25 protein-coding genes are annotated in these 24,734 nt (G+C 68.6%); 8 read left to right on the top strand and 17 right to left on the bottom strand.

Annotation, left to right across the window (positions count from 1 at the left end; translation table 11 throughout):
- Positions 1-2: 2 nt before the first annotated feature.
- Complete coding sequence (gene lysS, locus GXK59_RS16565; RefSeq protein ID WP_160668427.1) at positions 3-1,535, bottom strand: lysine--tRNA ligase; 1,533 nt, start codon at positions 1,533-1,535, stop codon at positions 3-5.
- 76 nt (positions 1,536-1,611) lie between these two features.
- Here lysS and GXK59_RS16570 point away from each other — a divergent pair, with 76 nt between their 5' ends.
- The 3 genes from GXK59_RS16570 (at position 1,612) to GXK59_RS16580 (ending at position 4,136) form a co-directional block, all read left to right on the top strand.
- The gene (locus GXK59_RS16570; protein WP_160668428.1) at positions 1,612-2,565 is read left to right on the top strand and encodes an alpha/beta fold hydrolase; all 954 of its coding nucleotides are present in this window, start codon (positions 1,612-1,614) and stop codon (positions 2,563-2,565) included.
- Between the two features lie 47 nt (positions 2,566-2,612).
- Entirely contained in the window at positions 2,613-3,239 is a 627-nt protein-coding gene (locus GXK59_RS16575; protein ID WP_160668430.1) for a thymidine kinase, read from the top strand.
- Between the two features lie 63 nt (positions 3,240-3,302).
- Positions 3,303-4,136, top strand: coding sequence for an alpha/beta fold hydrolase (locus tag GXK59_RS16580; protein WP_160668432.1), 834 nt, complete (start codon positions 3,303-3,305; stop codon positions 4,134-4,136).
- Here GXK59_RS16580 and GXK59_RS16585 read toward each other — a convergent pair.
- A complete protein-coding gene (locus GXK59_RS16585; protein ID WP_160668434.1) occupies positions 4,133-5,599 on the bottom strand; it encodes a DHA2 family efflux MFS transporter permease subunit in 1,467 nt (488 codons plus the stop codon). The genes GXK59_RS16580 and GXK59_RS16585 overlap by 4 nt on opposite strands.
- A gap of 360 nt (positions 5,600-5,959) precedes the next feature.
- Between GXK59_RS16585 and GXK59_RS16590 the strand changes: the two genes are divergently transcribed.
- Entirely contained in the window at positions 5,960-6,322 is a 363-nt protein-coding gene (locus GXK59_RS16590; RefSeq protein WP_160668435.1) for an SRPBCC family protein, read from the top strand.
- Between the two features lie 28 nt (positions 6,323-6,350).
- Here GXK59_RS16590 and panC read toward each other — a convergent pair whose 3' ends face one another.
- From panC to dacB, 14 genes are all read right to left on the bottom strand, one after another.
- Positions 6,351-7,250 (bottom strand): pantoate--beta-alanine ligase, encoded by a 900-nt coding sequence (gene panC / locus GXK59_RS16595; protein WP_160668437.1) that lies wholly within the window; start codon positions 7,248-7,250, stop codon positions 6,351-6,353.
- 1 nt (position 7,251) lies between these two features.
- Positions 7,252-8,172 (bottom strand): Rossmann-like and DUF2520 domain-containing protein, encoded by a 921-nt coding sequence (locus GXK59_RS16600; RefSeq protein ID WP_160668438.1) that lies wholly within the window; start codon positions 8,170-8,172, stop codon positions 7,252-7,254.
- Positions 8,165-9,751, bottom strand: coding sequence for a PH domain-containing protein (locus GXK59_RS16605; RefSeq protein WP_160669230.1), 1,587 nt, complete (start codon positions 9,749-9,751; stop codon positions 8,165-8,167). Before GXK59_RS16605 ends, GXK59_RS16600 begins: the two co-directional genes overlap by 8 nt.
- A gap of 51 nt (positions 9,752-9,802) precedes the next feature.
- A complete protein-coding gene (locus GXK59_RS16610; protein ID WP_160668440.1) occupies positions 9,803-10,315 on the bottom strand; it encodes a PH domain-containing protein in 513 nt (170 codons plus the stop codon).
- Complete coding sequence (locus GXK59_RS16615; RefSeq protein WP_160669231.1) at positions 10,296-10,817, bottom strand: DUF3180 domain-containing protein; 522 nt, start codon at positions 10,815-10,817, stop codon at positions 10,296-10,298. The genes GXK59_RS16610 and GXK59_RS16615 overlap by 20 nt, the downstream gene beginning before the upstream one ends.
- The gene (folK, locus tag GXK59_RS16620) at positions 10,817-11,344 is read right to left on the bottom strand and encodes a 2-amino-4-hydroxy-6-hydroxymethyldihydropteridine diphosphokinase (protein WP_160668442.1); all 528 of its coding nucleotides are present in this window, start codon (positions 11,342-11,344) and stop codon (positions 10,817-10,819) included. Before folK ends, GXK59_RS16615 begins: the two co-directional genes overlap by 1 nt.
- Positions 11,341-11,709, bottom strand: a complete 369-nt coding sequence (gene folB, locus GXK59_RS16625; protein WP_160668444.1) for a dihydroneopterin aldolase — start codon at positions 11,707-11,709, stop codon at positions 11,341-11,343. Before folB ends, folK begins: the two co-directional genes overlap by 4 nt.
- Positions 11,710-11,723: 14 nt before the next feature.
- Positions 11,724-12,665: a dihydropteroate synthase gene (folP, locus tag GXK59_RS16630; protein ID WP_160668446.1), complete on the bottom strand. Its 942-nt coding sequence runs from the start codon at positions 12,663-12,665 to the stop codon at positions 11,724-11,726.
- 11 nt (positions 12,666-12,676) lie between these two features.
- Positions 12,677-13,321 (bottom strand): GTP cyclohydrolase I FolE, encoded by a 645-nt coding sequence (gene folE / locus GXK59_RS16635; RefSeq protein WP_160668448.1) that lies wholly within the window; start codon positions 13,319-13,321, stop codon positions 12,677-12,679.
- A gap of 9 nt (positions 13,322-13,330) precedes the next feature.
- On the bottom strand, positions 13,331-15,397 hold the full coding sequence (gene ftsH / locus GXK59_RS16640; RefSeq protein ID WP_160668450.1) for an ATP-dependent zinc metalloprotease FtsH: 2,067 nt from the start codon (positions 15,395-15,397) through the stop codon (positions 13,331-13,333).
- A 226-nt stretch (positions 15,398-15,623) separates the two neighbouring features.
- Positions 15,624-16,175 (bottom strand): hypoxanthine phosphoribosyltransferase, encoded by a 552-nt coding sequence (gene hpt / locus GXK59_RS16645; RefSeq protein WP_160668452.1) that lies wholly within the window; start codon positions 16,173-16,175, stop codon positions 15,624-15,626.
- A 29-nt stretch (positions 16,176-16,204) separates the two neighbouring features.
- Entirely contained in the window at positions 16,205-17,242 is a 1,038-nt protein-coding gene (gene tilS / locus GXK59_RS16650; protein WP_202129230.1) for a tRNA lysidine(34) synthetase TilS, read from the bottom strand.
- 110 nt (positions 17,243-17,352) lie between these two features.
- The gene (locus GXK59_RS16655; RefSeq protein ID WP_160668453.1) at positions 17,353-18,471 is read right to left on the bottom strand and encodes a zinc-dependent metalloprotease; all 1,119 of its coding nucleotides are present in this window, start codon (positions 18,469-18,471) and stop codon (positions 17,353-17,355) included.
- A gap of 143 nt (positions 18,472-18,614) precedes the next feature.
- Positions 18,615-20,117 (bottom strand): D-alanyl-D-alanine carboxypeptidase/D-alanyl-D-alanine endopeptidase, encoded by a 1,503-nt coding sequence (gene dacB, locus GXK59_RS16660; RefSeq protein WP_160668455.1) that lies wholly within the window; start codon positions 20,115-20,117, stop codon positions 18,615-18,617.
- Positions 20,118-20,270: 153 nt separating this feature from the next.
- Between dacB and GXK59_RS16665 the strand changes: the two genes are divergently transcribed.
- The 4 genes from GXK59_RS16665 to GXK59_RS16680 all read left to right on the top strand — a co-directional run bounded on the left by GXK59_RS16665 (position 20,271) and on the right by GXK59_RS16680 (position 23,798).
- On the top strand, positions 20,271-20,759 hold the full coding sequence (locus tag GXK59_RS16665; RefSeq protein WP_024366620.1) for an inorganic diphosphatase: 489 nt from the start codon (positions 20,271-20,273) through the stop codon (positions 20,757-20,759).
- Between the two features lie 135 nt (positions 20,760-20,894).
- Complete coding sequence (locus tag GXK59_RS16670) at positions 20,895-22,220, top strand: carboxylesterase family protein (protein ID WP_202129151.1); 1,326 nt, start codon at positions 20,895-20,897, stop codon at positions 22,218-22,220.
- Between the two features lie 17 nt (positions 22,221-22,237).
- Complete coding sequence (locus GXK59_RS16675) at positions 22,238-23,041, top strand: DUF429 domain-containing protein (RefSeq protein ID WP_443094296.1); 804 nt, start codon at positions 22,238-22,240, stop codon at positions 23,039-23,041.
- 157 nt (positions 23,042-23,198) lie between these two features.
- Positions 23,199-23,798, top strand: coding sequence for a MarR family transcriptional regulator (locus GXK59_RS16680; protein WP_160668456.1), 600 nt, complete (start codon positions 23,199-23,201; stop codon positions 23,796-23,798).
- Between the two features lie 18 nt (positions 23,799-23,816).
- On the opposite strand, the gene GXK59_RS16685 is transcribed toward GXK59_RS16680, so the two are convergent.
- A complete protein-coding gene (locus GXK59_RS16685) occupies positions 23,817-24,698 on the bottom strand; it encodes an HAD family hydrolase (RefSeq protein WP_160668458.1) in 882 nt (293 codons plus the stop codon).
- Positions 24,699-24,734 lie beyond the last annotated feature (36 nt).

Raw genomic sequence — 24,734 nt, forward strand, 5'->3', positions numbered from 1 at the left:
GGTCAGTGTCCTTCGGGCTTCAGCAACGGGAACAGAATGGTCTCGCGGATGCCGGCACCGGTGAAGAGCATGACCAGCCGGTCGATGCCCAGGCCGATGCCGCCCATCGGCGGGGCGCCGTACTCCAGCGCGCGGAGGAAGTCCTCGTCCAGCTGCATGGCCTCGACGTCGCCGGCGGCGGAGCGGCGGGACTGCTCGGTGAGCCGTTCGCGCTGGATCACCGGGTCAATGAGCTCGGAAAACGCCGTGCCGCGCTCCATACCGCCGATAATGAGGTCCCACGCTTCAATCAGCCGGTCGTCCTCGCGGTGCTGGCGTGCCAGCGGCTGGGCGGAGGGCGGGTAGTCGTAGACAAAGGTGGGGTTCAGCAGGGTCGGCTCGACGAGTTCACCGAAGAGCTCCACCACGAGCTTCTCGGCATCCCAGTTGGCGTCGACCTTGACCTCGTGCTTCGCGGCGAGCGCCAGCAGTTCCGACGCCGGGGTCTCCGGGGTGATTTCCTGGCCCACGGTTTCGGAGAGTCCCGGGTAGACAGCCATCCAGGCCCAGTCGCCGTCGAGGTTGATCTCGCCGGCCTCGGTCTGCAGGACGCGGCCCACACCGGCGGCGTCGGCGGCGTCGAGGATGATTTCCTTGATCCGGTCCGCCATGACGAACTGGTCGGCCCAGGCCTCGTAGGACTCCAACGTGGTGAATTCCGGGCTGTGGGTGGAGTCCACACCTTCATTGCGGAAGACGCGGCCCATGTCGTAGACACGGTCGATCCCGCCGACGACGGTGCGCTTGAGGTAGAGCTCAGTGGCGATCCGCAGGGTCATCTTCTGGTCGAAGGCGTTCATGTGGGTCTCGAACGGGCGCGCGGTGGCGCCGCCGTGGACGAGTTGGAGCATCGGGGTTTCCACCTCGACATAGCCCTGGCGGTGCAGGGTCTCGCGGATGGAACGGGTGATGGCGGCCCGGGTGTAGACCATTTCACGGGCTTCGTCGCGGACAATGAGGTCCACGTAGCGCTGCCGGACGCGGGTCTCCTCGTTCAGCTCCGCATGCAGCACGGGCAGCGGACGCAGCGCCTTGGACGCCATGGACCAGGACTCGGCCATGACGGAGAGTTCGCCGCGCCGCGAGGAGATGACCTCGCCCCTGATAAAGACGTGGTCGCCAAGGTCCACGAGGGCTTTCCAGTCGGCGAGCGCGTCCTCGCCGATGTTGGCCAGGCTCAGCATGACCTGCAGCCGGACGGCCTTGCCATCGCCGCCGCCCTCCTGGAGCGTGGCGAAGCAGAGCTTGCCGGTGTTGCGGATGAAGACGATGCGGCCGGTCACGCCGACGGCGTCGCCAGTGGTTTCGTCGGCCTGCAGGTGGGCGTACTTTTCGCGGATTGCGGCCAGCGAGTGCGTGCGCTCAACACCCACCGGATACGCCTCGATGCCCCGCTCAATCAGCCTGGCGCGCTTCTCCATGCGGATGCGCGTCTGTTCGCTGGCGTCGTGGTGCTCGGCGGCGGTAATCGGGGCGGGGGGGTTTTGGGAAGTCACAATCCCCAAGTTTACCGGGGATTCGACGGGGGCGGGTCCCGCCCGGCGAAGGCCACCGAGGAATAGACTCAGGGCTGTGGAGACGCGGACCATCAGCACCGACGACGGCGAGGGGCACCTCGAGCTGCACTCCTTCCGCCCGGCTACAGGCCCGGCCCCGGGTTCGGCGGCAGCACCCGCCGCCACGTCGCCCGGAACCGAGCCGGGTTCGCCGTCCGGCACGGGTATCGTCGTCGTCCACGGCACCATGCTGACCGACGCACTGTACCGCCCGTTCGCGCGGAAGATCAGCCGCCTGTTGGGTCGCCCGGTGCATTGCTACAACCGGCGCGGGCGCGCCGGGTCCTCCCCGCAACCGGCCGGTTACTCGGTGGCCACGGAGGTCGATGATCTGGCTGCGGTGATGCGGGAAACGGGATCGAGCGACGTGGTGGCGCACAGCTACGGCGGCTTCGTGGCCCTGCAGGCGGCACGGACGATGCCGATCCGCAGGATGGTGACCTATGACGCGGCCGTGTCCCTCTCCGGGAACCTCACCCACCGCTGGCGGCCCGAGCTGGAGCGTTCGGTGGCCGCCGGGGAACTCGACGATGCCTGGGCGCACCTGGTCCAGGGGATTGAGGTGGGCGGGCCCGTATCCAAGCTCCCGCTGGGCGCGCTGCGGATGCTCAGCATCATCTCCGCACGGACCACCATGGGCGCCGAGATGCGCAAACTCCTGCCCACCGCCGCCGCGGAGATGCGGGCGGTGCTGGACGCGGACCTCGAGCTGGCTGACTTCGCGGCCGTGACCACCCCGGCGCTGATGCTCGCCGGCAGCTGGAGCCCGGCGTACTTCGCCGAAACGGGACGGCAACTCGCTGCCGCCGTCCCTTCCATCGAATTTGCTGTCTTGCCAGGTCAACTCCACGAAAGCCCGCTCCGTCCCGGAATCCGGCTGCCCCTGACGGTTGCGCGGTTCCTCCTTGCCGGCGAAGGGAGCCTGCGGCCTCTCCCGGCGCGCAGGCGCCGGCTCAAGCTGGGCCACTAGGGGCCGCACCCTTACAATCGGTGGGCGACCCTTTCGAAAGGACCCCCTTGGCCAAGCTCTACTTCCGCTACGGCGCCATGAACTCCGGCAAGTCGACGGGTCTGCTGCAGGCGGCGTTCAACTACGAGGAGCGCGGCCAGCGGGTCCTGCTGGCGAAGCCGGATGTGGACACCAAGGGCGACTCCGACGTCGTTTCCCGCCTGGGCATGACCCGCTCGGTGGACTTCCTGATCCCTGCCGGGGCTTCCGCCCGCACCTTGTTCACCGCCCAGGCCCACGGGGACGACCCCGATGCCCTGCTGAAGCATGTGGACACCCAGCCGGTGGCCTGCCTGCTGGTGGACGAGGCCCAGTTCCTCGAACCGGCCCAGGTGGACGACCTCTTCCGCGTCGCCGTCCTGGACGACGTCCCTGTGCTGGCCTACGGCATCCGCACGGACTTCCGCACGCGGGCGTTTCCCGGTTCGCTCCGGCTGCTGGAGATCGCGCACACCCTTGAGGAACTCAAGACGATCTGCCGCTGCGGCCGCAAGGCTGTCTTCAACACCCGCCGGGTCGGCAACCAGGTGGTGTTCGACGGCGACCAGGTTGCCATCGACGGCCAGGACGTCTGGTACGAATCGCTCTGCGGTTCCTGCTACCTCGAGGTCTCCGGCGGCCGGCTGGGAAACTAGCCCTCACTGGCTGCCGGGGAACCCCTACTACGCCGTAGCTGCAGCCTCGGCTAGGCTCGGAACATGACCCGCGAGAACATCAGGACCCCCGACGGTGGAACGATCGAGCTTTTCAGCACGGGTGCCGAGCTTGCCTCGGCGGGCTCCGGCGTCGTCGTCGTTCCGGCCTCAATGGTGACCGCCGCCGACTACACCCGTTTCGCCCAGAAGCTCAGCGCGTCCCTGGGCCGCCCGGTGCACACGTTCAACCGGCGCGGACGCGGTTCCTCCTCGCCGCAGCCGGAGGACTACACCCTCGACGTCGACATCCACGACCTCGATGCGGTGATGAAGCACACGTCCAGCACGGACGTTTTTGGGCACAGCTTCGGCGGGGCGGTGGCACTGCACGCGGCGCGCACCCTGCCGGTGGAACGGCTCGCCGTGTACGACCCGGCCGTCTCCGTGAACCACAGCGTCACCGCGGACTGGACCACCGAATACGAGAAGGCGACGGCGGCAGGCGACGACGACCGCGCCCTCGCCGTCCTGCTCAAAGGCCTCGAGACCGGCAGCGCCTTGTCGAGGATGCCGCTGTCCATGCTGACCCTGGCGAATAAGCTGGCCGCCGGCACCCCGATCGGCAAACAGATGCGCGAACTGATGAAGACCGGCGTCCGGGAAATCAAGGCCATCATAGCCGCCGACATGCCGGCCGAGCCGTTCCTGGAACTGCCGCTGGAAACGCTGATCGTTGTTGGCGAGAAGAGCCCGGCGTACTTCGGTGTGGCCTGCGCCCAGATCCACGAGGTGCTCTCCGGGTCCAGCTACACGATCCTGCCCGGCATGGGGCACGACGGCGTCAACAAGGCGCCTGACAAGCTCATCTCCGAACTCAGTGAGTTCTTCGCCAGCTAACCGGCGGGGTGTTCGGCCGCGGCGGTCTTGCGCATCATGGCGGCCAGCACGACGGCGGCGACGGCGATGACCGACGCCGTCAGGAACGCCGCATGCATTCCCGCGACGATTCCCGCGCCGGCGGACACAACAGCGTAGATCGAGACGAGCAACGCCGTTCCGGCGGCCCCCGCCACTTGCTGCAGGGTGCTCATGATGGCCGACCCGTGCGAATACAGGTGCGGCGGCAGCGGGTTCAGCCCGGTGGTGAACGCGGGCGTGAAGATCAGGGCGAGCCCCAGGCTGAGGCCCACGTGCAGCGCGATGATCCAGCCGACCGGAGTGCCCTCGTCCAGCAGGGAGAACTGGAACAGGGCCACCACCAGCAGGGTTGAGCCGGTGACAGTCAACGGCAGCGGCCCAACCTTGTCGAAGAGCCGCCCAATGAACGGGCCCAGCAGGCCCATTGCGAGGCCCCCGGGCAGCAGGGACAGCCCCGTTTCCAGCGACGTCAGCCCGCGGATTTCCTGCAGGTACAACGGCAGCAGAATCACGGCACCGAACAGCGCGATCATGGCAACCACCAGCAGCAGCACTGACACCGTGAACATCCGGAAGCTAAATGCCCGCAGGTCCAGCAGGGGCGCCTCGGACTTCTGCAGCCGCACCTGCCGGAGAACAAACGCCGCCATGGCAATGATGCCCACGACCAGCGCATTGACGGCGGGCGAGCCCGGGCCGCCCTGGCCGCCGCCAACCTGGCTCAGGCCGTAAACCAGGCCGCCGAAGGCGGGAACGGTCAGCAGCACGGACGGGACGTCAAGCCTGGTCTTCTCTTGCTCGCCAATGTTGGTCAGGAACCTGGCGCCGATGGCGAAAGCGGCCAGCGCGATCGGCAGGACGAAGACGAACATAAAGCGCCAGGAGAAGTGCTCGAGGATCAGTCCGGACACCGTGGGGCCCATGGCCGGCGCCACCGAGATGGCGATGCTCACGTTGCCCATCACGAAACCGCGGCGCGACACGGGAACCAGGGTGAGGATGGTGGTCATCAGCAGCGGAAGCATGATGGCCGTACCGCCGGCCTGGACGATCCGGGCGAGCAGGAGGACTCCGAATCCCGGTGCCAGCGCCGCGAGCAGCGTGCCCCCGGAGAACAGTCCCATGGCCAGCATAAAGACGGCGCGTGTGGACAGGCGCTGCAGAATGAAGCCTGTTGTGGGGATCACCACAGCCATGGTGAGCATAAAGCCGGTGGACAGCCACTGCACGGTGGGGGCGGTGACCCCGAGGTCCACCATCAGCCGCTGCAGCGCGACGTTCATGATGGTCTCGTTCAGGATCACCACAAAGGTGGCCACCAGCAGGGTCGCGATGATGGTGACCGATTCCCGGGACATCTTCGCCGGCGGGGCAGCGGCCCCGCCGGCAACCTGGGTCTGCGCGGGATCGCCGGGGGGCTTTGAAGAGACGTCTGTACGCATAGGGGTTCCCTCGGGGAGTTTTGAAGTGGGGTCTTGCGGCCTCGGCCGCTACTGAAGGTGCCAACCGGGAATGCGCCACGGTAATTCCCGGCTCTGGAGAAGCATTCCTGCGGCGTCCGCCAGCGTCCCCACGTGCCAAGACCGCCAGATGACATGCGGGCCCTTTTGCCCTACTCCCGGACCCCGCAACGGGGTTGCCTTAGAGGGCAGGGAGCACCGCCGTCGCAGGCTGAATGCTGCCTCCCACCCAGGATCAGAGGAGTTTTCGATGGGCCACATCAAACAAAGCATCCAGATCGACGCGCCCGTGGACCGCGTCACGGAGATCGCCACGGACCCCAACCATTGGCCTCCTGGTGGGTGAACCTCAGTGAGGCAAAGAACGTGGACGGCGACGGCAGTGCCGGGACCGTCGTCAAGCACAGCTACCTGATGGCCGGCGTGCCGTTCCCGGTCACCACGCGGGTGGTCGAGAACACTCCGACCGGCTCAGGGGGCAAGCACGTGCGCATCGAATTTGAAGGCCCGCTGAAGGGCTGGCAGACCTGGGACTATGAACCCGAAAGCCACGGCACCAAGGTATCCGTGGAGATCGAATACAACGTTCCCGGGGCCGCGATCGGGAAATTCGCCGACCGCGTGCTCGTGGAGCGGCTCCAGGAGAGGGCCCGGGAGCACACCCTTGAGAATCTGAAGCTCATGGCCGAGAGCGGAGCCGACTAGGATCCCAGGGGTTCAGGGCGCCAGCGGGTCAGGAGTCCAGCGGGGCGTTGTCGATCAGCCGGACCGGGCCGACTTTGGCCGCGATGATTGCCAGGCCCTCGCCGCGGAACGGGATGTCCCGGCAGTTTTCAGCCAGCGGTTCGAGGGTGCGGGCATCCACCACGTCGAAATAGTCCAGTTCCACGAGCGGCTGGGACTCCACGAGCGCCTGCGCGGACTCCAGGTCCAGCGGCTGGTGGGCGTTGGCCCGTTCCTCGATCAGGCGCAGCGCCCGCGAGAGCACCAGGGCCGCCTCGCGTTCCTCGGCGGAGAGGAAGCGGTTGCGGCTGGACAGCGCCAGCCCGTCCGCGGAGCGCACGATCGGCACCGGGACGATCTCCACCGGGAAGTTCAGATCCGCCACCATGCGCTGGACCAGGGTCAGCTGCTGGGCATCCTTCTGGCCGAAATACGCCCGGTACATCGGTAGCTCCGCGCCACCGGCTGCCCCGGGCATTCCGTAGTGCAGCAGCTTGGCCACCACGGTCAGCGCACCGTCGAAGTGCCCGGGGCGGGAGGCGCCCTCCCACTTCCCGGCCATCGGTCCCGCGCTGATCCGCACCGTCGGTTCCCCGCCGGGATACACCTCCTCGACCTCCGGAGCGAAGACCAGGTCCACCCCCACGGCGTCGAGGAGCGCGAGATCCGCGTCCAGGGTCCGGGGGTACCGTTCCAGGTCCACGGCCTCGCCGAATTGGAGCGGGTTGACGAAGATACTCACCACCACCACGTCGTTTTGTGCGACGGCGGTGCGCGCCAGCTCGGCGTGGCCCTCGTGCAGGGCGCCCATGGTGGGCACCAGGCCCTGCGAGGACCCGCCCTTTTCCTTGAGCAGGCGGGCGCTTTCTGCCCGGAGCCGGGCAGCCGTGGTCACGAGTTGGATCGCCAAGTTATGGGCCTTCCGTAGGGTTCGGGCCGTCGCCGTCCGGGCCCTCGAGCGCCTGGGTGACACCGTCGAGTTGCTCCGGCTTCAGCAGTCCCCGGCGTCCTGCCCGGCGGGCGGTCGCCCGGGCCATGGCCAGGTACGCCTCCAGAATATCGCCGCCAGAGCCGCCGTCGTGCTCCCGCAGCGACTCGGCGTGCGCTGCCACGGTGCCCACATCGCCGCGGGCCACCGGCCCGGTCAGGGCAGATTCGCCCGAGGCGAGCGCGTTCTCCAGGGTGGCGCGCAGCAGCGGTCCCAGCATACGTTCGGGGGCCTCGACGCCGATCTCCCGGAGCAGCTGCGAGGCCTGCGCCACGAGGGTGACGAGGTGGTTTGAGCCGTGGGCGAGGGCCGCGTGGTAGAGCGTGCGGTCGGCCTCGGCGATGGCAACGGGCTCCGCCCCCATCTCCACCACCAGGGCCTGCGCAATGGGCAGCATGGCGGCGTCGGCCGTGACCCCGAAAGTGCAGTCCAGCAGCCGGGTCAGGTCCAGGCTCATCCCGGTGAAGGTCATGGCCGGGTGCAGTGCCAGCGGAATGGCGCCAACGGCGCGGACAGGATGCAGGATCCCGACGCCGAAACGGCCGGAGGTGTGTGCCACGAGCTGGCCGGGCTGCCAGGCGCCGAGCCTCGCCAGGCCTTCCACGAGCGGGCCGAGCGCGTCATCCGGGACGGCCAGGAGCACCAGTTCGGCGCGCTCGACGATGTCCTGCACGTCCAGCACCGGGACACCGGGAAGCAGGGCTTCCGCACGTTCGCGGCTGGCGTCCGAGACCGCGGAGACCCCGATGATCGCATGCTCCGCGCCGCGCAGTGCCGCCCCCAGGACGGCGCCGACCTTGCCGGCGCCGATGATTCCGATGCCGAGTCGTCCTGGTTTAGCCATGCTGCCGGTCTTCCTGCCTGTTGGGATCTTCGGTGTGGGACGGTTCTTCGGTGTGGGCGGGCCCAACCACGAGCGGCCGGACCTGGTCCAGCCAGTGCTCGCTGGTCTGGCGTTTGCGCGCGGCCCGGGCGCGGGCCGCCTGGGCGTCCAGGAGTCCACGCCCCTCGTCCAGGCCGGCCTGGGTCAGCCGGGGTGACACCGGTCCGGCCGTGGTGTGCAGCACCAGGTCAACTACCCGGAAGCGACGGGCCAGGGGGCCCTGCTCCAGCGCCATCGACTGGGTGCGCTGATGCGGGACCACCACGAGGTGCCGCCACCAGCGGCCCGAGCGGACCAGCAGGGCCGTGTCAGTTGCGGTGAACCCGTTCCGCCGCCAGCCCAGGGGTGCCAGCAGCCGGGCCCGCCGCGGGGTGGTGACGAAGCCGCCGTCGTCCCGCACAGGAACCGCCGGACCTGCCGGGCCCACAGCCGGACCCCCGGGGCCGGCCAGGCCGTTGACGCCGGCGGTGAAGACCCGCACGGGGTCCGGGGTCCCCGGGTCAGGCAGGACCAGGGAGAGCATGGTCAACACCTCGGCGAAGGTCCCTACCGGCAGCAGCGTCGTCCGGGCTGAGCCCTCGCCGTTGTTTCCCGCGGCGCCGTAGCCTGCCACGTTGACCTGGATCCGGTACCAGCCAAAGAGCCGCCAGAGCGGCGGCTGGCTGACCCGCAGCGCCTGGATCCGGCCGGGCGGCAGGGTCTGCGCCTGGGTGTCCAGCAGTCCGTAGCGCAGCCGGATGCCGTCCGGGGAAATGGCGGCGGTGAAGTTGTAGCCCCTGTTGATGGAGTTCCAGTACGCGGCCACCATGCCCAGCGCGGCCGGGATCAGGAAGAGGTAGAAGCTGCGGTTCTCGGTGATGGCGGACAGTACGACAGACGCCACACCGCCGGCGACGACAACCACGCTTTGTTCGCTCAGGATCAGGGATCCGATCAGGCGCCCCGACGGGACGGTGAGCACGGCGTGTTCGGGCGCCTCCTCGGCAGCGGCCCCGGGGTCCGCGGGGTCCGGGACAGCGCCGGAGGCCCGGGCCAGGATGGTGGCCCGCAGCTGCCGCGCTTCGTCCATGCGGAGATAGGAGAGCCGCACCGCGGACTCGCCGGCGTCGGCCACCTCGAACTTGAGCTCGGCCAGCCCGAAGATCCGGGCGAGCAGCGGCTGCACGATGTCGATCGCCTGGACCCTGTCCAGCCGGGCCTGGCGCTGCTGCTTGAAGAGGAATCCGGTGTTGAGCCGGACATAGCCTTCCGCCACCTGGTACCGCGTGAAGTACCAGCTGAGGATGTAGCCGAGCACGGTGAGCAGCAGCACCACGCCGCCGCCCAGCAACAGCCACGGGGCCCGGCCGGCGAGCTGCTCGTCGACGAGGGGACCGCCGCGGAGCATCCGTTCGAAGGTGTCCCGGAAGAAGAAGAATCCGATGGCGGCCAGCGCCACCCAGCCCCGCACGAACGGCGAGGCAGGGTGCACGCGCAGCCACGCGCCGTCGGACATTCCCGGATCGGCGCCGGCGGACGCCTCCGGGGCGAGGCCGGGCATCACGGCCCGGCCCACGGCACGGCCCGCACACCGGCCCTCACAGCGGCCCCCTCACAGTCCGGCCAGCCGGGCTTCACCGCGCGCGGAGAGCTGCTCGCGGAGCCGGGCGCCCTCCCCGGCGGGCAGGCCCGGGATCTCCGCGTTGGTGCCGGCGGAGGCGGTGTGCAGTTTCAGCGTGCAGAGCCCCAGGGTGCGTTCCACCGGCCCGGCGCCGATGTCCACGTATTGCATGCGGCCGTAGGGGACAACGAGGGTGCGCTGGAAGAAGATGCCGCGGCGGATGAGCAGGTCATCTTCACGCTCGGCGTAACCGATGGCCCGCACCTGGCGGGGAATGAGCAGGAGCCGCCACAGGGCCAGGACCAGCATCACGGCGGGGAGGGCGACGGCCAGCCAGAGCGGGAAGGACTGCCACCAGCCGGTGACGACGAGGAGCAGGGGAAGGCACAGGAGCGCGACGACGAGGAGGTTTGCCAGCGCCCAGCTGGCGAGCCGCACCGTGACGTATTTCGGTGAGACGCGCAGCCAGGTGATGCCCGGGGGGTCAATCGCCTCGGTATGCATATTCGCCTTCCGATTTCGGCTTGCGCTTCTCCTGGCGGCCGGGGGCCGATTCGCCCTCTGAATCATCGGGGGGTATCCGGCAAAAGCGTTCCACGACCAGGCCAACCACGATCATGACCAGGCCGCCGCCGGCCATGGCCACGGCCTGCCAGGCGAGGGTCTGGTCGCTGCGCAGGTTCCAGAGCCGCAGCTGGTCGATGAAGATCCCGGCGTGCCAGCCGAGCAGGACGCTGCCGGTGTAGGCGCAGGCCTGGGCGAGGACGAGGGTCCAGGCGGCCAGGATGGGGTTGAGCATCTTCTTTTTGTTGCCATTCCGCCAGCGCAGCACCCGCACGCCCAGCACGAGGGTGAGCACAACGATCACGCCCATCGTGATGAGCCCGTTGAGCGGCAGGACGGGGGTGTTCAGGCTGTAGCGGGTGGTCAGCAGGGCGGCGAGCCAGCCAAGGACCCCTACGGCCAGGCCGATGATAAAGAGCACCAGGGGGCTGGTCAGCTTCATCATTCCACTGCTCCGGCCACGCCATGGAGGTTCTCGAAGCCGTCGAACGGCACGAGGTCGGCAAAGTCGGCGGCTTTCGCGGCCAGCTCGCCGACGCGTTCGCCGTCCAGCTCCGCCGCGGGGTCAATCAGCGACCACGGGTAGAGGACAAATGCCCGCTGGGCGGCGCGCGGGTGGGGAAGGGTGAGTTCCGGATCGGAACTGACCAGGTCCCCGTAGGTGATGATGTCGACGTCGAGGGTGCGCGGGCCCCAGTGGACGTCGCGGACCCGGAGGTGCTTTTGTTCCACAGCGTGGCAGTGCTGCAACAGTTCATGGGGTGTCAGTGTCGTGTCCACTGCGATCACCATGTTGAGGAAGTCCGGCTGGCCGGCCGGTCCGCCGACCGCCTTGGTCTGGACGATCGGGGAGATGGCCAGGAGACGGACGTCGGGCGGGTCGACGATGTCCGCGACGGCCGACGAGAGGGTGTCGCTGCGCGCCCCCAGGTTGCTGCCGAGCGCAAGCACGGCGCGGGTGTAGTTCATGGCTGTTCCTGCCGGGTCCGCCGGACGCTCACGGAGACGTCGCCGAACTCGACTTCGATCGGGGCCTTGGGTTTGTGCACGGTGATGTCCACCGCGGAGACGGGGAACTTCCGGAGCACGTCGTCGGCGATCCGCACGGCCAGTGCCTCGATCAGGTTCAGCGGCTCCCCCGTGATCCAGCTCCGGATGCATTCGGCCACTTCACCGTAATGCGCGGTGTCCAGCACGTCGTCGGCGGCGGCGGCGCGGCTGAAGTCCAGGTGCAGTACGGCGTCAACCACGAACGGCTGGCCGTTGCGCCGCTCGAAATCAAACACTCCGTGATGGCCGACGGCGGTGACGCCGCTCAGCGTGATCTGGTCCATGGTGCCCCGCCGGTTCAGTTGTCGCCGGCGGCGGGTACAGCTGGTGCCTGGGCCGCAGTCATGCGGGCGGCGACCTTGACGGCGTCGAGGCTGGGCCCGACGTCGTGCACCCGGACGGCCCAGGCGCCACGGTGGGCACTGATGGCGGTCACAGCGGCGGTGGCGGCGTCGCGCTCGGCCGGCGGGGCGGCCTTGCCGGCGACCGTCAGGAGGCTGCCGAGGAAACGTTTGCGGGACGCGGCGACGAGGACCTTGTGCCCCATTGCCTGCAGCACGTCCAGGTGCTTCAGCAGCTCCCAGTTCTGCACGTCGGTCTTGGAAAAGCCCAGGCCCGGGTCCACGATGATCTGCTCCGGGGTGACACCGGCGGCGTAGAGCTTGTCGCGGACGCCTGCGAGTTCAGCGGCGACGTCCGCGGCCACGTTCCCGTAGTCGGTCAGCGTGTCCATGGTGCTGGCGTTGCCGCGGCGGTGGGTGAGGACGTAGGGGGCCTTGCTGCGGGCCACGAGCTCGGCCATCTCCGGCTCCATGCTGAGGCCGGAGACGTCGTTGATGATCACGGCACCGGCGTCCAGCGCTGCCGCTGCGGTGGCGGCGTGGGTGGTGTCGATGCTGACCAGGGCGCCGGCCTTGACCAGGGCAGCGATCACGGGCAGCACCCGCCGCTGTTCCTCGTCAGGCTCCACTTCGGTCGCTCCCGGGCGGGTGGATTCGCCGCCGACGTCGATGATGTCGGCGCCGCCGTAGAACATCCGCAGGCCGGCGGCGATGGCGGTGTCCGCGGTGGCGTGCTGGCCGCCGTCGCTGAAGGAGTCCGGGGTGACGTTCAGGATCCCCATCACAAGCGTCCGGTCCGTGGGGAGATCCTCGAATTTCGCTGCCGGGCGGGCCTTGCGGAGCACGGGCAGGGGCGAAGTCGCGGGTCCGGTTCCGGGGGCTGCGGCTAGGGAGTCCATAGTCTGTGTTCTTACCTTCCGATGATGAGGCTCATGGCTTCGGCGCGGGTGGCCGGGTCATGGAGTTGCCCGCGTACCGCGCTGGTGACGGTCCTGGCGCCGGGCTTGCGGATGCCGCGCATGGACATGCAGAGGTGTTCGCATTCGACGACGACGATTGCGCCGCGCGGCTTGAGGTGGGTGACGAGGGCTTCGACGATCTGGGTGGTCAGGCGTTCCTGGACCTGGGGGCGGCGGGCAAACATGTCCACCAGCCGGGCCAGTTTGCTCAGCCCTGTGACTTTTCCGTCGTGGGAGGGAATGTAGCCCACGTGGGCGACGCCGTGGAACGGAACGAGGTGGTGCTCGCAGGTGGAGTAGAACGGGATGTCCTTGACCAGGACGAGTTCCTCGTGGTCCAGGTCGAAGGTGGTGGCCAGGATTTCCGCCGGGTCGTGGTGGAGTCCGGCGAACATCTCGGTGTAGGCCCTGGCGACCCGTTTCGGGGTGTCCAGGAGGCCGCTGCGGTCCGGGTCCTCGCCGATGGCGATCAGGATCTCCCGGACCGCCGCCCGGATCCGGGCCTGGTCCACGGGAGCGGGGCCGGGGACGGGCCCTCCCGCCGCCGAAGCATCGGTGGCGGGAGCGTCGTCGTCGTCGTTGAAGAAAGAAGTCACGGAAGAAGCCTAGCCGGGATGGCCGTCAGGCCCGAGATCCGTTACACCGCCTTGGAACGGCTCCTGTCCGGAGACACCCTGGGCGTGCGGCGGGAAGGTGTCCAGCGGTTCCTCGAGGCGGGCTTCCTTGGCCTCTTCCTGCGCTTCGCGTTCGGCCTTTTCGCGGCGGGACTCGACGGGGCCGACGTCCTGGATCGGGCGGGTCTCCTTGGACAGCCAGATCTCGCGGAAATCGCGTTTCCGGATGTTGGTGAAGACCTGGGCGATTTCGGCCTGGTTCAACGTTTCGCGTTCCAGCAGTTCGAGGGCAAGCTCATCCAGGACGTCGCGGTTCTCGGTCAGGATGGCGTAAGCCTCGTCGTGGGCGCCCTCGATGAGGCGGCGTACTTCCTCGTCGACGATGTAGGCGATCTGGTCGGAGTAGTTGCGTTCGTGGCCGGCGTCGCGGCCCAGGAAGGGCTCGCCGCCGCCCTGGCCGAGCCGCACGGCGCCAACCCGTTCGCTCATGCCGAACTCGGTGACCATCTTGCGGGCGATCCCGGTGGCTTTTTCAATGTCGTTGGACGCGCCGGTGGACGGGTCGTGGAACACGAGTTCTTCCGCGACGCGGCCGCCCATGGCGTAGGCCATCTGGTCGAGCAGTTCGTTGCGGGTGACGGAGTACTTGTCGTTCTCCGGAACCACCATGGTGTAGCCCAGGGCGCGGCCGCGGGGCAGGATGGTGATCTTGGTGACCGGAGCCGAATTCCGCAGCGCCGCCGCAACCAAGGCGTGTCCGCCTTCGTGGTAGGCGGTGACTTTGCGCTCGTGCTCCTTCATGACGCGGCTGCGCTTCTGCGGGCCGGCCATCACCCGGTCAATGGCCTCGTCGAGGGCGCGGTCATCGATCAGGTTGGCGTTCGACCGGGCTGTCAGCAGGGCGGCCTCGTTGAGGACGTTGGCCAGGTCCGCACCGGTGTAGCCGGGGGTCTTCTTGGCCACGGCCCGCAGGTCGACGCCGGGAGCCATCGGCTTGCCCTTGGCATGGACCTTCAGGATCTGGTCCCGGCCGATCAAGTCGGGCGCCTCGACGGAGATCTGGCGGTCGAAGCGGCCCGGCCGCAACAGGGCGGGGTCGAGGACGTCGGGCCGGTTCGTGGCGGCGATCAGGATGACGTTGGTCTTGACGTCGAAGCCGTCCATTTCGACCAGCAGCTGGTTGAGGGTCTGCTCGCGTTCGTCATTGCCGCCGCCGATGCCGGCACCGCGGTGTCGTCCGACGGCGTCGATCTCGTCCACGAAGATGATGGCCGGCGCGTTGGCCTTGGCCTGCTCGAACAGGTCGCGGACGCGGGATGCGCCGACGCCGACGAACATTTCAACGAAGTCGGAACCGGAGATCGAGAAGAACGGAACACCTGCCTCGCCGGCGACGGCGCGGGCCAGCAGGGTCTTACCGGTACCGGGAGGGCCGTAGAGCAGCACACCTTTGGGGATTTTGGCGCCCACGGCCTGGAACTTCGCCGGTTCCTGGAGGAATTCCTTGATTTCTTCGAGTTCCTCGACGGCCTCGTCGGCGCCGGCGACGTCGCCGAAGGTGACCTGGGGCATGTCCTTATTGACCAGTTTGGCCTTGGACTTGCCGAACTGCATGACCTTGGAGCCGCCGCCCTGCATGCGGGAGAGCAGGAACCAGAAGAGGACCCCGAGAAGGATGACCGGGATCAGGAGGGAGAACAGGCCGGCGAACCAGTTGTTCTCGACCGGCTGGTCGGTGTAGCCGCTCGGCGGGCGGGAGTCCGTGACGGCTTTGACCACGTCAGCGGCGCGGGCATTGACGTAGTAGAACTGGATGTTCTTGCCCTTGTCCTGGCCGTCCACCTGCAGGTTATCCTTAAGGACCAGGTCCACGCGGTTTTCCGCGTCGAAGATCTTGGCCTGTTCAACTTTGCCGCCGTCGGTCAGCAGCGCGAGACCCTTGTCAGTGTCGATCCGGGACGAACCGCCCGGAGACAGGGTCGCAAAGGCCAGCAGGAGCATGCCAATAACAACGACAATCCAGATGCCCGGGCCCTTGAAGAAACTCTTAGCTTTCATCTGTTCGGGGCAGGCCCCGTCCCTCCTGGTAGTGCTGCACGGCGACCGATCTGCGCGCGTGTTGTGCTGCTCAGTGTCTAGCTATACACCGTCGCAGTAGCTCACGCACGGTGAAGTCCAAAAGTTCCCTGAGGGCGTAGCGGGGCCGGGAAGGACCGGCCCCGTGCATGCCTGTGCCGTGCCGTGCCTGTGCCGGGTTTGTCCTGCCGGACGCGGCGGCCGTCTGCTACTCGTAGACGTGCGGTGCCAGGGTGCCGACGAAGTCCAGGTTGCGGTACTTCTCTGCGTAGTCCAGGCCATAGCCCACGACAAACTCGTTGGGGATGTCATAGCCGACGTACTTGACGTCGATCTGGACCTTCGCGGCGGTGGGCTTGCGGAATGCGGTGCAGATTTCCACCGAAGCCGTGCCGCGGGATTCCAGGTTGGTCTTGAGCCAGGACAGGGTCAGGCCGGAATCAATGATGTCCTCGACGATCAGGACGTCCCTGCCCATGAGGTCCGTGTCCAGGTCCTTGAGGATACGGACCACGCCGGAGGACTGCGTGCCGGAACCGTAGGACGAGACAGCCATCCAGTCCATTGAAACGTGGCTGTGAAGGGCGCGGGCGAGGTCGGCCATGACCATCACAGCGCCCTTGAGCACGCCGACGATCAGCAGATCGCGGCCTTCGTAGTCCTTGTCGATCTGGGCAGCGAGTTCGGTGATCCGTGACTGGATCTGCTCCTTGGAGTACAGAACGTGCTTGAGATCTGACTGGACGTCGTTTGAATCCACCAATAACTCCTGTGTAGATGCGGGGTCGACTATATCTTGGGCGGTTTTTGAGGCCGGAATACAAGCTTCCCACAGCGGGCCGCCTCGCGGGGAACACCGCCGGGGCCGGACTGCCCCTCGGCGAGGAGCTGCGCGAGTGAGAGCCGGTAGACACTGACCCCGCCGGGAAGCTCCACGGGACCCGCTGATCCCTGCCGGCGGAGCAGTGCCTCCGCGGCGAGCAGTCGCTGGTAACTGGGCTGCTGGCCTCCGACGGCGGCCGCGGCCTTTGCGATGACCCGGAACCTGACAGCCGGCGCGAGCCCGCGCAGGGCCGCCTCCGGGAGGCTGATCGTGGCACCGGATTGTTCCCGCAGTTCAAGGAAGGTGTCATTCGCCACGTCCTCGAGGTAGTCGGCGTCCAGCTGCAGGATCGCGGCAGTCCGGGCGAGCGATTCCGCCACCCCCGGACCAAGCTTCTCCTCAAGCAGCGGCAGCACCTCGACGCGGGTCCGGGACCTTGCAAACGCCGGATCCGCGTTGCTCGGATCGTGCCACGGGTCCAGGCCCTCGGCCTCGCAGATCGCGAGGGTGTCGGCGCGGCGCAGCCCCAGGAACGGCCGCAGCAGGCGGCCGCGGGCGGGCCGCATCCCCGCCAGGGACCGCGTTCCCGAGCCGCGGGCAAGCCCCAGCAGCACCTGTTCGGCCTGGTCATCAAGGGTGTGGCCCAGCAGGATGGCCGTGGCACCGGCGTCGTCGGCGGCGGCTTCCAGGGCGGTATGCCGGGCGTCCCGGGCAGCCGCCTCCGGACCCATCCCGGTGGAGGCGACCTCGACAGTCCTGACCTGCACGGGCGACAGGCCCAGTTCCCGCAAGGTCACCGCAGCAGCGCCGGCGACGTCGGCGGAACCCGGCTGCAACTGGTGGTCGACCACAACGGCGCCCACGGAGACGGAGTGGCCGTCCACGTGCCCGCGGCGGGCGAAGTAGGCGGCGACGGCGGCGAGGGCCAGCGAGTCGGGGCCGCCGCTGCAGGCGACCAGGATACGTTCCGGGTAGCCCGCTGCGGCGAGCGCGTCCTGCAGCATTTTCCGTGCCGTGCCGACGACGGGCGCCAGCCGGCCGGGCTGGCGCCGGCCACTGGAAACCCGGCCACTGGAAACCTGGCCGCTGGAAGCGGGACTGGATGTCACGGGAACTAGTGCCCCATCCGTTCGAGCCAGAGCCTGGAGTTGTGGATTTCCGTCTCGCTGGGCAGGTGGTCGGCGGACTCCCAGACCTTGTTGAAACCCTCCATGCCGGCCACGTCCACCACTTCGCGGACGAACTTTGAGCCGTCGCTGTACTGGCGCATCTTGGCGTCCAGCCCGAGCAGGTTCCGGATGAATTTTTCAATCACGCCGCGGTCCGTGGCCCGGGTGTTGAAGCGCTGCCGGATGGTCTTCACGGACGGCACGATGCTCGCGTCCACCGCGTCCATCACCACGTTGGCGTGCCCTTCAAGCAGGCTCATCAGGGCGGTCAGGCGTGAGATCGCGGCTTTTTCCTCGGGGTTCTGCAGCAGGTCGAGGATGGCGCCCCGGCTGGGGGCGGCGCCGGCCGCGGTGCGGTCCTTGAGCGATTTCGCTGCGGCGGAGGCCCGTTCCATCAGGGAGTCGACGTTGCCGAGCAGCTGGCCGCTGAGGCTTTCGATCTCGTCCAGCATGTGGTGCCGGAGCCAGGGCGCGGCAGCGAACTGCACCCGGTGGGTCTGTTCGTGCAGGCAGACCCAGAGCCGGAAATCCTCGGGCTCGACGTTGATTTCGCGCTCGACGGAGATGATGTTCGGAGCCACGAGGAGCAGGCGCCCGGCTGCGGGGGCGGTGGAGTTCTCGGCAAGGGCGGAGAAGGGGTCGTACTGGCCCAGGACCTTGCTGGAGAGGAACGCGAGAATGGCGCCGAGCTGGCTGCCCGTGATGGCGCCGCTGACGCTGGCCGCGCCGGGGTTCAGGGTGCCGCGGCGGCCCTCGAGCATCTTCTCCATCGCCGGTTTGAGCATCACGGCGAAGCTCTGGGTGTTGGCCTTGGACCAGGAAGCCCGGTCCACCACCAGGACCGAGGAGTCGCGGAGGTCGCGGGCGGCTTCCAGGCCGGTGATGTCATGGACGTGGGGCACGGAAATGTCGGCCATCAGCCGCAGGTTGTCCACGGCGGCGCCGATTTCCGCCGATCCCAGGGTGGGCCCGGCCGGTGTCAGCCGGGCGGCGGTGGACGCGGCAAGCTCCCAGTTGATCAGGGCTTGGGCTTGGGCTGATGTCTCGCTGGCAGAGGACTCCATAGGCTCCATCAGATCACAGGGGACTGACAATCCGCCTTAAATCATCGCCGTCGTCCGGGCCATCCGTTGCTCCGTAACTGCCGTTTTGGGGGTCCAAAAGGGCGTTTACGGAGCAGTCGACGGTTCGACGGCGGCCGCAGGCGTCAGCGGCAGCCGCACCCGGCAAGGGCGGAGGCGGTGCGGTCCAGCGCGGCCTTGTTCGCCGCCCCCGGGGTCAGGCCGTTGCCGATGAAGGAAAACACCAGGAGCCGGCCGTCCGCGTCGACGACGTACCCGCTCAGGGCGATCACAGTGTTCAGTGTGCCGGTCTTGGCCCGGACCAGCCCTGCACCGCGCGCCGTCGCCGCGTCCACGTACCGGTCCCCCAGGGTTCCGGTGAGACCGGCGACGGGGAACCCGGCCAGGGCGGCGCGCAGCCGGGTGTCCGTGCCGGAGGTGATGGCCCGGACCACTCCGGCAAGCTGGCGGGCGGAAACCTGGTTGGCCAGCGCCAGTCCCGAGACGTCCGCGGCGCGCAGGTTGGCGGCGGTGATGTCCAGGCCTTCCAGCTGCTGCAGCACTGCTGCCACGGCGCCCTCATTGCTGCCGGGCTTTCCGGCCGCGAGCGCCGTCATGCGGCCGATCGTCTCGGCCAGGTAGTTGTCCGAGGTGCGCAGCAGCAGGTCCACCTGCTGGCCTACCGTGGCGGACTGGACCTCGGCCAGGACCCTGGTTCCGGCGCCGCCGCCGTCCGCCCCGGCCGGGACCCGGACAACGCCGGGTGCCACCGTCATTCCGGCGGCGGCGGCCGCGGTCGAGAGCTGGGCGGAAAACGCCTCGGCGGCGCTCATCGCGGCGTCCTGGGGGCGGGGGCCCGTGGTCTTGGCGGGGTCGAAACGGGCCGAGTTCAGTGCCAGCGGGAACAGCGGCGCAACCTCGCCGGCAGCAACATCCTCCGGGCTCCAGGCCGGGTTCAGCGCGGGCCCGGTGAACAGTGAGTCGTCGAGGAGCACCGTCAAGGGGGCGGAGACGCCGTCGTCCTGCAAGGCCCGGACCGTTGACTGGGCCAGGGTGGCGAGCCCGGCGTGGCCCAGCACGGCACCGGGGACCGATTCGCCGGACCCCAGGAGCACGTCCCCGCCGCCGGTGAGCACGACGGAGCCGGGGGCGGCGCCCGCCACGGCCTTGGTGCTGAAGCGGCGCTCCGGGCCGAGGGTGCGCAGGGCCGCGGCGGCCGTGAACAGCTTCATGTTGGAGGCAGGCACACGGGCCGTGTCGCCGGACCGGTCGAAGAGCACCGCCCCGGTGAGGGCGTCCTGCACCACCCCGGTGAAGCTCCCGGCGCCGTCGGTCTTCAGGGTTTCGTTGAGTTGGGCCGAGAGGGTATCCGCCGCCGGGACGGGAGCTGCGTCCGTGAGCGGTTCGATGCCGTCCGGGGTGCCGCCGGCGCCGACGCGGGGGGCCAGTGCGCCCGGGACCTGGTGCCAGGGCGGGGCGGTCTGGGCGGCCGTTCCGCACGGGGCCGGGCCGAGGAAAGCCGGGGCGATGGCGATGCCGGCGGGGAGGGCGAGCGCCACGACCAGCAGGGTCTGCAGCAGCAGCGGGAGGCTCCGCCGCAGCGGGCCGGGAGCCGGGTCCGCGCCCGGGCGGCTCGTTCTGCGTTTCATGCTGCTACTGGTCCTTTAGTCCTGAAATGTCCCCACTAGTTCCTGAAACCTGGGCCTCTCGCTATATCCTCAATAGTAGTCGGCGGCACCGGCACTGTTTTTTGTGGTTGTCACGGGTGCCGCGAACCCCCTGAATTCGTCGAGGAGCATTCCATGAAGCATGACGTGACCATCGAGATCCCCAAGGGATCACGCGTCAAGTACGAAGTCGACCACGAAACGGGCCGCGTCCGCCTGGACCGCGTCCTGTTCACCTCGATGCAGTACCCCACGCACTACGGCTTCTTCGAGAACACCCTGGGTGAAGACGGCGATCCGCTGGACGCCCTCGTGCTGCTGCAGGATTTCGACCTGCACCCCGGCGTCATCGTCGAGTCCCGCCCCATCGGCGTGTTCAACATGACCGACGACGGCGGCGGAGACGCCAAGGTGCTCTGCGTGCCGGCCGACGCCCGCTTCGATCACATCAACGAGATCAGCGACGTCAGCGAATACCTGATCAAGGAAATCGAGCACTTCTTCACCCGTTACAAGGACCTGGAGCCGGGCAAGTGGGTCAAGGCCGAGGGCTGGGGCGACCGTGCCGCCGCCGAGGCCGAGCTTGAAGCATCCATCAAGCGTTTCGTCCCGCACACGCACTAACCTCCCAGTTCCAACGCGGGGTCTCTTACCGCCCATCCGGCCTCCGGACAGGGGCCGGAAGTGACCCCGCGTTGCTGTTTAAAGCGCGACGGCGGTTGTCAGTGCCGGGTCAGGAATGTGTGAAATCGTTGTCTCATGAATGACGTGCCTGCTTTTAGTCCTCCCTGCGGTCCGGTCACCGGATGGCATGACGGTGAAGTGGTGCGCGCCACCGGAATCCCCTATGCCACGGCGGCACGTTTCCAGCCCCCGGCCAGTCCGCCCGACTGGACCGAAGTCCTCGCCGCCACGTCCCTTTCGCCGGCGTGCCCGCAGGCCCCGGTGCCGTTCCTGGACGACATCCTCGGCACCCGCTATGGGGAGCTCCCCGGCAGTGAGGACTGCCAGCGGCTCTCCATCACCATTCCGGCCGGCCTCGCAGGCAACGAACGCCTCCCCGTGATGGTCTGGCTCCATGGCGGGTCCTACACCTCCGGCTCCGGGGACCTGGCGATCTTCGACCCCAAGGCCCTGGTGGCCGAAAACCGGGTCATCGTGGTGTCGGTGACCTACCGTCTGGGCCTGTTCGGCTACCTCGCAACCGGCACGGGCAGGCCCGCGAACCTCGGCCTCCTGGACCAGCTGGAGGCCTTCCGCTGGGTGCAGCGCAACATCAGCGCCTTCGGCGGCGACCCGGGAAACGTCACGGCCTTCGGGCAGTCCGCCGGAGGCGACGCCGTCGCCCACCTCATGGCGACGCCGGAAGCCCCAGCCCTCTTCCAGCGCGCCATCATTCAAAGCGCACCCCTGGGCATCACCCGGGGAAGGGAGAAGATGAGCATCGCCATGGGCATCGCCGCGGAAACCGTCACCGAAGACACCCCGGCGATGGACGTTGTGGAAATCGAAGGGCACGTATCGCAGGTGGCCCGGAAGTTCGGGCTGATAGCGGCCATGCCGTTCGGCACCCAGTACGGGCACGCCCCCCTGCCGCCGGAATCCGGCATTGAGGACGCCTGGAACGCCACGGCCCCCGGGATCGACGTCCTGATCGGACACACGTCCGAGGAAGCCCGGATGTTCCTGCCGCGCAACCGCGCCGTCAGCCGGCTGGCCACGGTCCCGGTAATCGGCACCGCCGTCGTCCGCGCCATCAACTGGGGCGTGACCGAGGCGGTGTACGGCAGGGCCGCCAGGAAATTCGCCCGGCGGCACGCCCGGGCCGGTGGCACGGCGTACAGCTACGTGCTGTCCTGGGCCGCGCCGGGAAACTTCTACGGCGCCGCGCACACCGTGGACCTGCCGCTGCTGTTCGGCAACGAAAGCACGTGGGCAGGAGCCGGGCTGCTCGCGGGCGCCAGCTGGGAGGAAATCAACGCCCCGGGCCGTGAACTCCGCGCCATTTGGGCCCGCTTTGCCTCCGGGAAGGGTCTGGACAGCCGCGGCGGGATTCCCGGCGCCCTCCGGTACCGCTCGGTCTGAGTCGAAGGAACGCTCACATGAACACGTCCCCGGCCAGGCCCGGCAGGCCGCGGGTGTTGACCCTCGGCGTCGACCTCGCCGCGGGCACCAGGAAAACTGCGGCCGCCGTCCTCGAATGGAGCGGCGGCACCGCCCGTCTGGTGCACCTGGCCCTCGATGTCGGCGACGAGGAGATTGTGCGGCTCTTCGGCGCGAGCGACATGACCGGGATCGACTGCCCCGTGGGCTGGCCCGACGCCTTCCTGCCCTTCATTGCAGGGCACCTGGCCTTCGACGCGCACCCGGTCCTGGACCATGACGGGATCGAAGGCCGCCGGTTGCTGGCCTACCGGGACACCGACCGCTTCGTCACCGCCCGGACCGGGCTGATCCCGCTCAGTGTGTCCGCCGACCGGCTGGCACACCCGGCGATGCGCTGCGCGGTCATCCAGGCCAAAATTGCCCGGGACCACGGGCCGCAGCCCCGGGACGGCAGCGGCCGGCTCGCGGAGGTCTATCCGGCGGCGTCCCTGAAGTCCTGGGGGCTGCTGGCCCGCGGCTACAAGGGCCGCGGCGGCGCGGAGACGCAGCGGCTGGCCGGGATCCTTGGAGCTCTCAAACGGGCAGCACCCTGGCTGGACCTGGCCGGATACGATGGCCAGCTGGCCGCCTCCGATGACATGCTCGACGCTCTCATCGCCTCCCTGACCGCGCGTGCCGTGGCCCTCGGCGCGACCATCCACCCCGACGCCGGCCATGCCAGGGCTGCCCGGAGCGAGGGCTGGATCCATCTGCCCGCCGGCGGGCTGGACGGGCTCCGGGGGACGAGCCAGTCCGGCTGAGGCCAGCCGGCATGGCGCCCGAATTCCGGCCTTCCGCGGGTCGCTCCGGCACCAGATTCAGCACCCCTGACCGCCGGTCAGCTGCGGCTGGGACTGTGCCGGGGCCCTGCGCCGGGGCGCTTGCCTGGCTGCCTCCACCGGGTAGTGTGGATTCAGAATGTTCACGCTGACCATCAACCAAACCGACAGCCGGCGCGACGGCGACTGCGTGCCGCAGCTCCTCAAGGACCTGCGGCACATCCCGGCGCGCCTCGATTTCGACCGTTCCGTAGAGGACGAGGTCCAGGGCATTGTGGACAGCCCCCGGCAGGCCGTGGACGCGGCGATGATCGCCCTGCGGACCGGCAGTTGGTACGTCGGCATCGGCGTCGGGCCGGTCAATGAGCCCCTGCCGAACCAGATCAAGGACGCCTCCGGCCACGGGCTGATCTATGCCCGCCGGGCCGTCGACCGGCTGCGCAACGGCAAGGACCGGATTCCGGTGGCCGTAGAGGGCCCGCTGGCTGACCTCGCCACGGAAGCCGAGGCCGTGCTGCGGCTCCTGGGGCACATCGTGCACGACCGCAGCCCTGCCGAATGGCGCGTGCTGGACCTGCTGACCCCCGGGGTGCGCGGACAGCAGAAGGCGGTGGCCGAGGAACTCGGCATCACCACCCAGGCTGTCAGCAAGGCTGTGGCGCGGGCCCAGTGGAATGAGGAGCACGCGGCGAGGCCCGCCGCGGCGCGGCTTCTGGGCCTCATTCTCGAGGTCCGCTGAGACCACGCCCGGCGTTGGCTAGAGCAGCAGGCTGCGCAGGACGTGGGCGGCGCCGTCGTCGTAAACGGAGTGGGTGACCTCGTTCGCTGCGGCGATGACCTCCTCGGGCGCCTGGCCCATGGCGACGCCGCGGGCGGCCCAGGTGAGCATCTCGATGTCATTGCGGCCGTCGCCGACGGCGACGGTGTGGTGCGCCTCGACGCTTAGCCGGCCGCGCAGGTGCTCGAGCGCACTCGCCTTGGTCACGCCGGCGGCGGCGATGTCCAGCCACGCCGTCCAGCCCACCGAGTAGGTCACGCCGGCCAGGCCGATGTGGCGGATGGCCGTGTTGAACTCCTCTGGGGTGTTCTCGGAACTGAAGACCACGACGCGCACTGCGGTGGCTTCCAGCATGGTCTGGAAGTCGACGCCGATGGCCTCCACGCCGAAGCTGGCGTCCTGGAAGCGCTCGGTGGAGAGGAAGTTGCCGTCCTCGTCCTCCAACGCGTACTTGGCCGACGGCAGCCGCTTCCGCAGGGCGCGGAGCGCGGGGCCGGGGTCGAACGTTGCCTTGTGCACGATCTCGTAGCCATCGGACAGGCTGGAATCCAGCCGCAGGGTGACGCCGCCGTTGGAGCACACGGCATAGCCGTTTTCGATGCCGATGTGCTCAATGATGGGCAGCGTCGCGTTAAGCGAGCGGCCGGTCGCGATAGTGACGTGGTGGCCCGCAGCCACAACGTCCTGGGCGGCTTCGCGGACGGGGACGGACATGTGGCCGTCATGGTCCACGAGGGTGCCGTCGACGTCGAGCGCGACCATCAGCTTGCGGGCTGTGGCGTTCCGGTTGTTGTGGTTGTTCGGATTGTTCTCTCGCCGGTCATCGTTGCCGGCGACTGAGGTTTCAGTCAATGTTGTCATCCAATAAGTAGAGCAGACACCCCCGACAGCCGCTAG

Source organism: Pseudarthrobacter sp. ATCC 49987, assembly GCF_009928425.1.
Classification (GTDB): Bacteria; Actinomycetota; Actinomycetes; order Actinomycetales; family Micrococcaceae; genus Arthrobacter.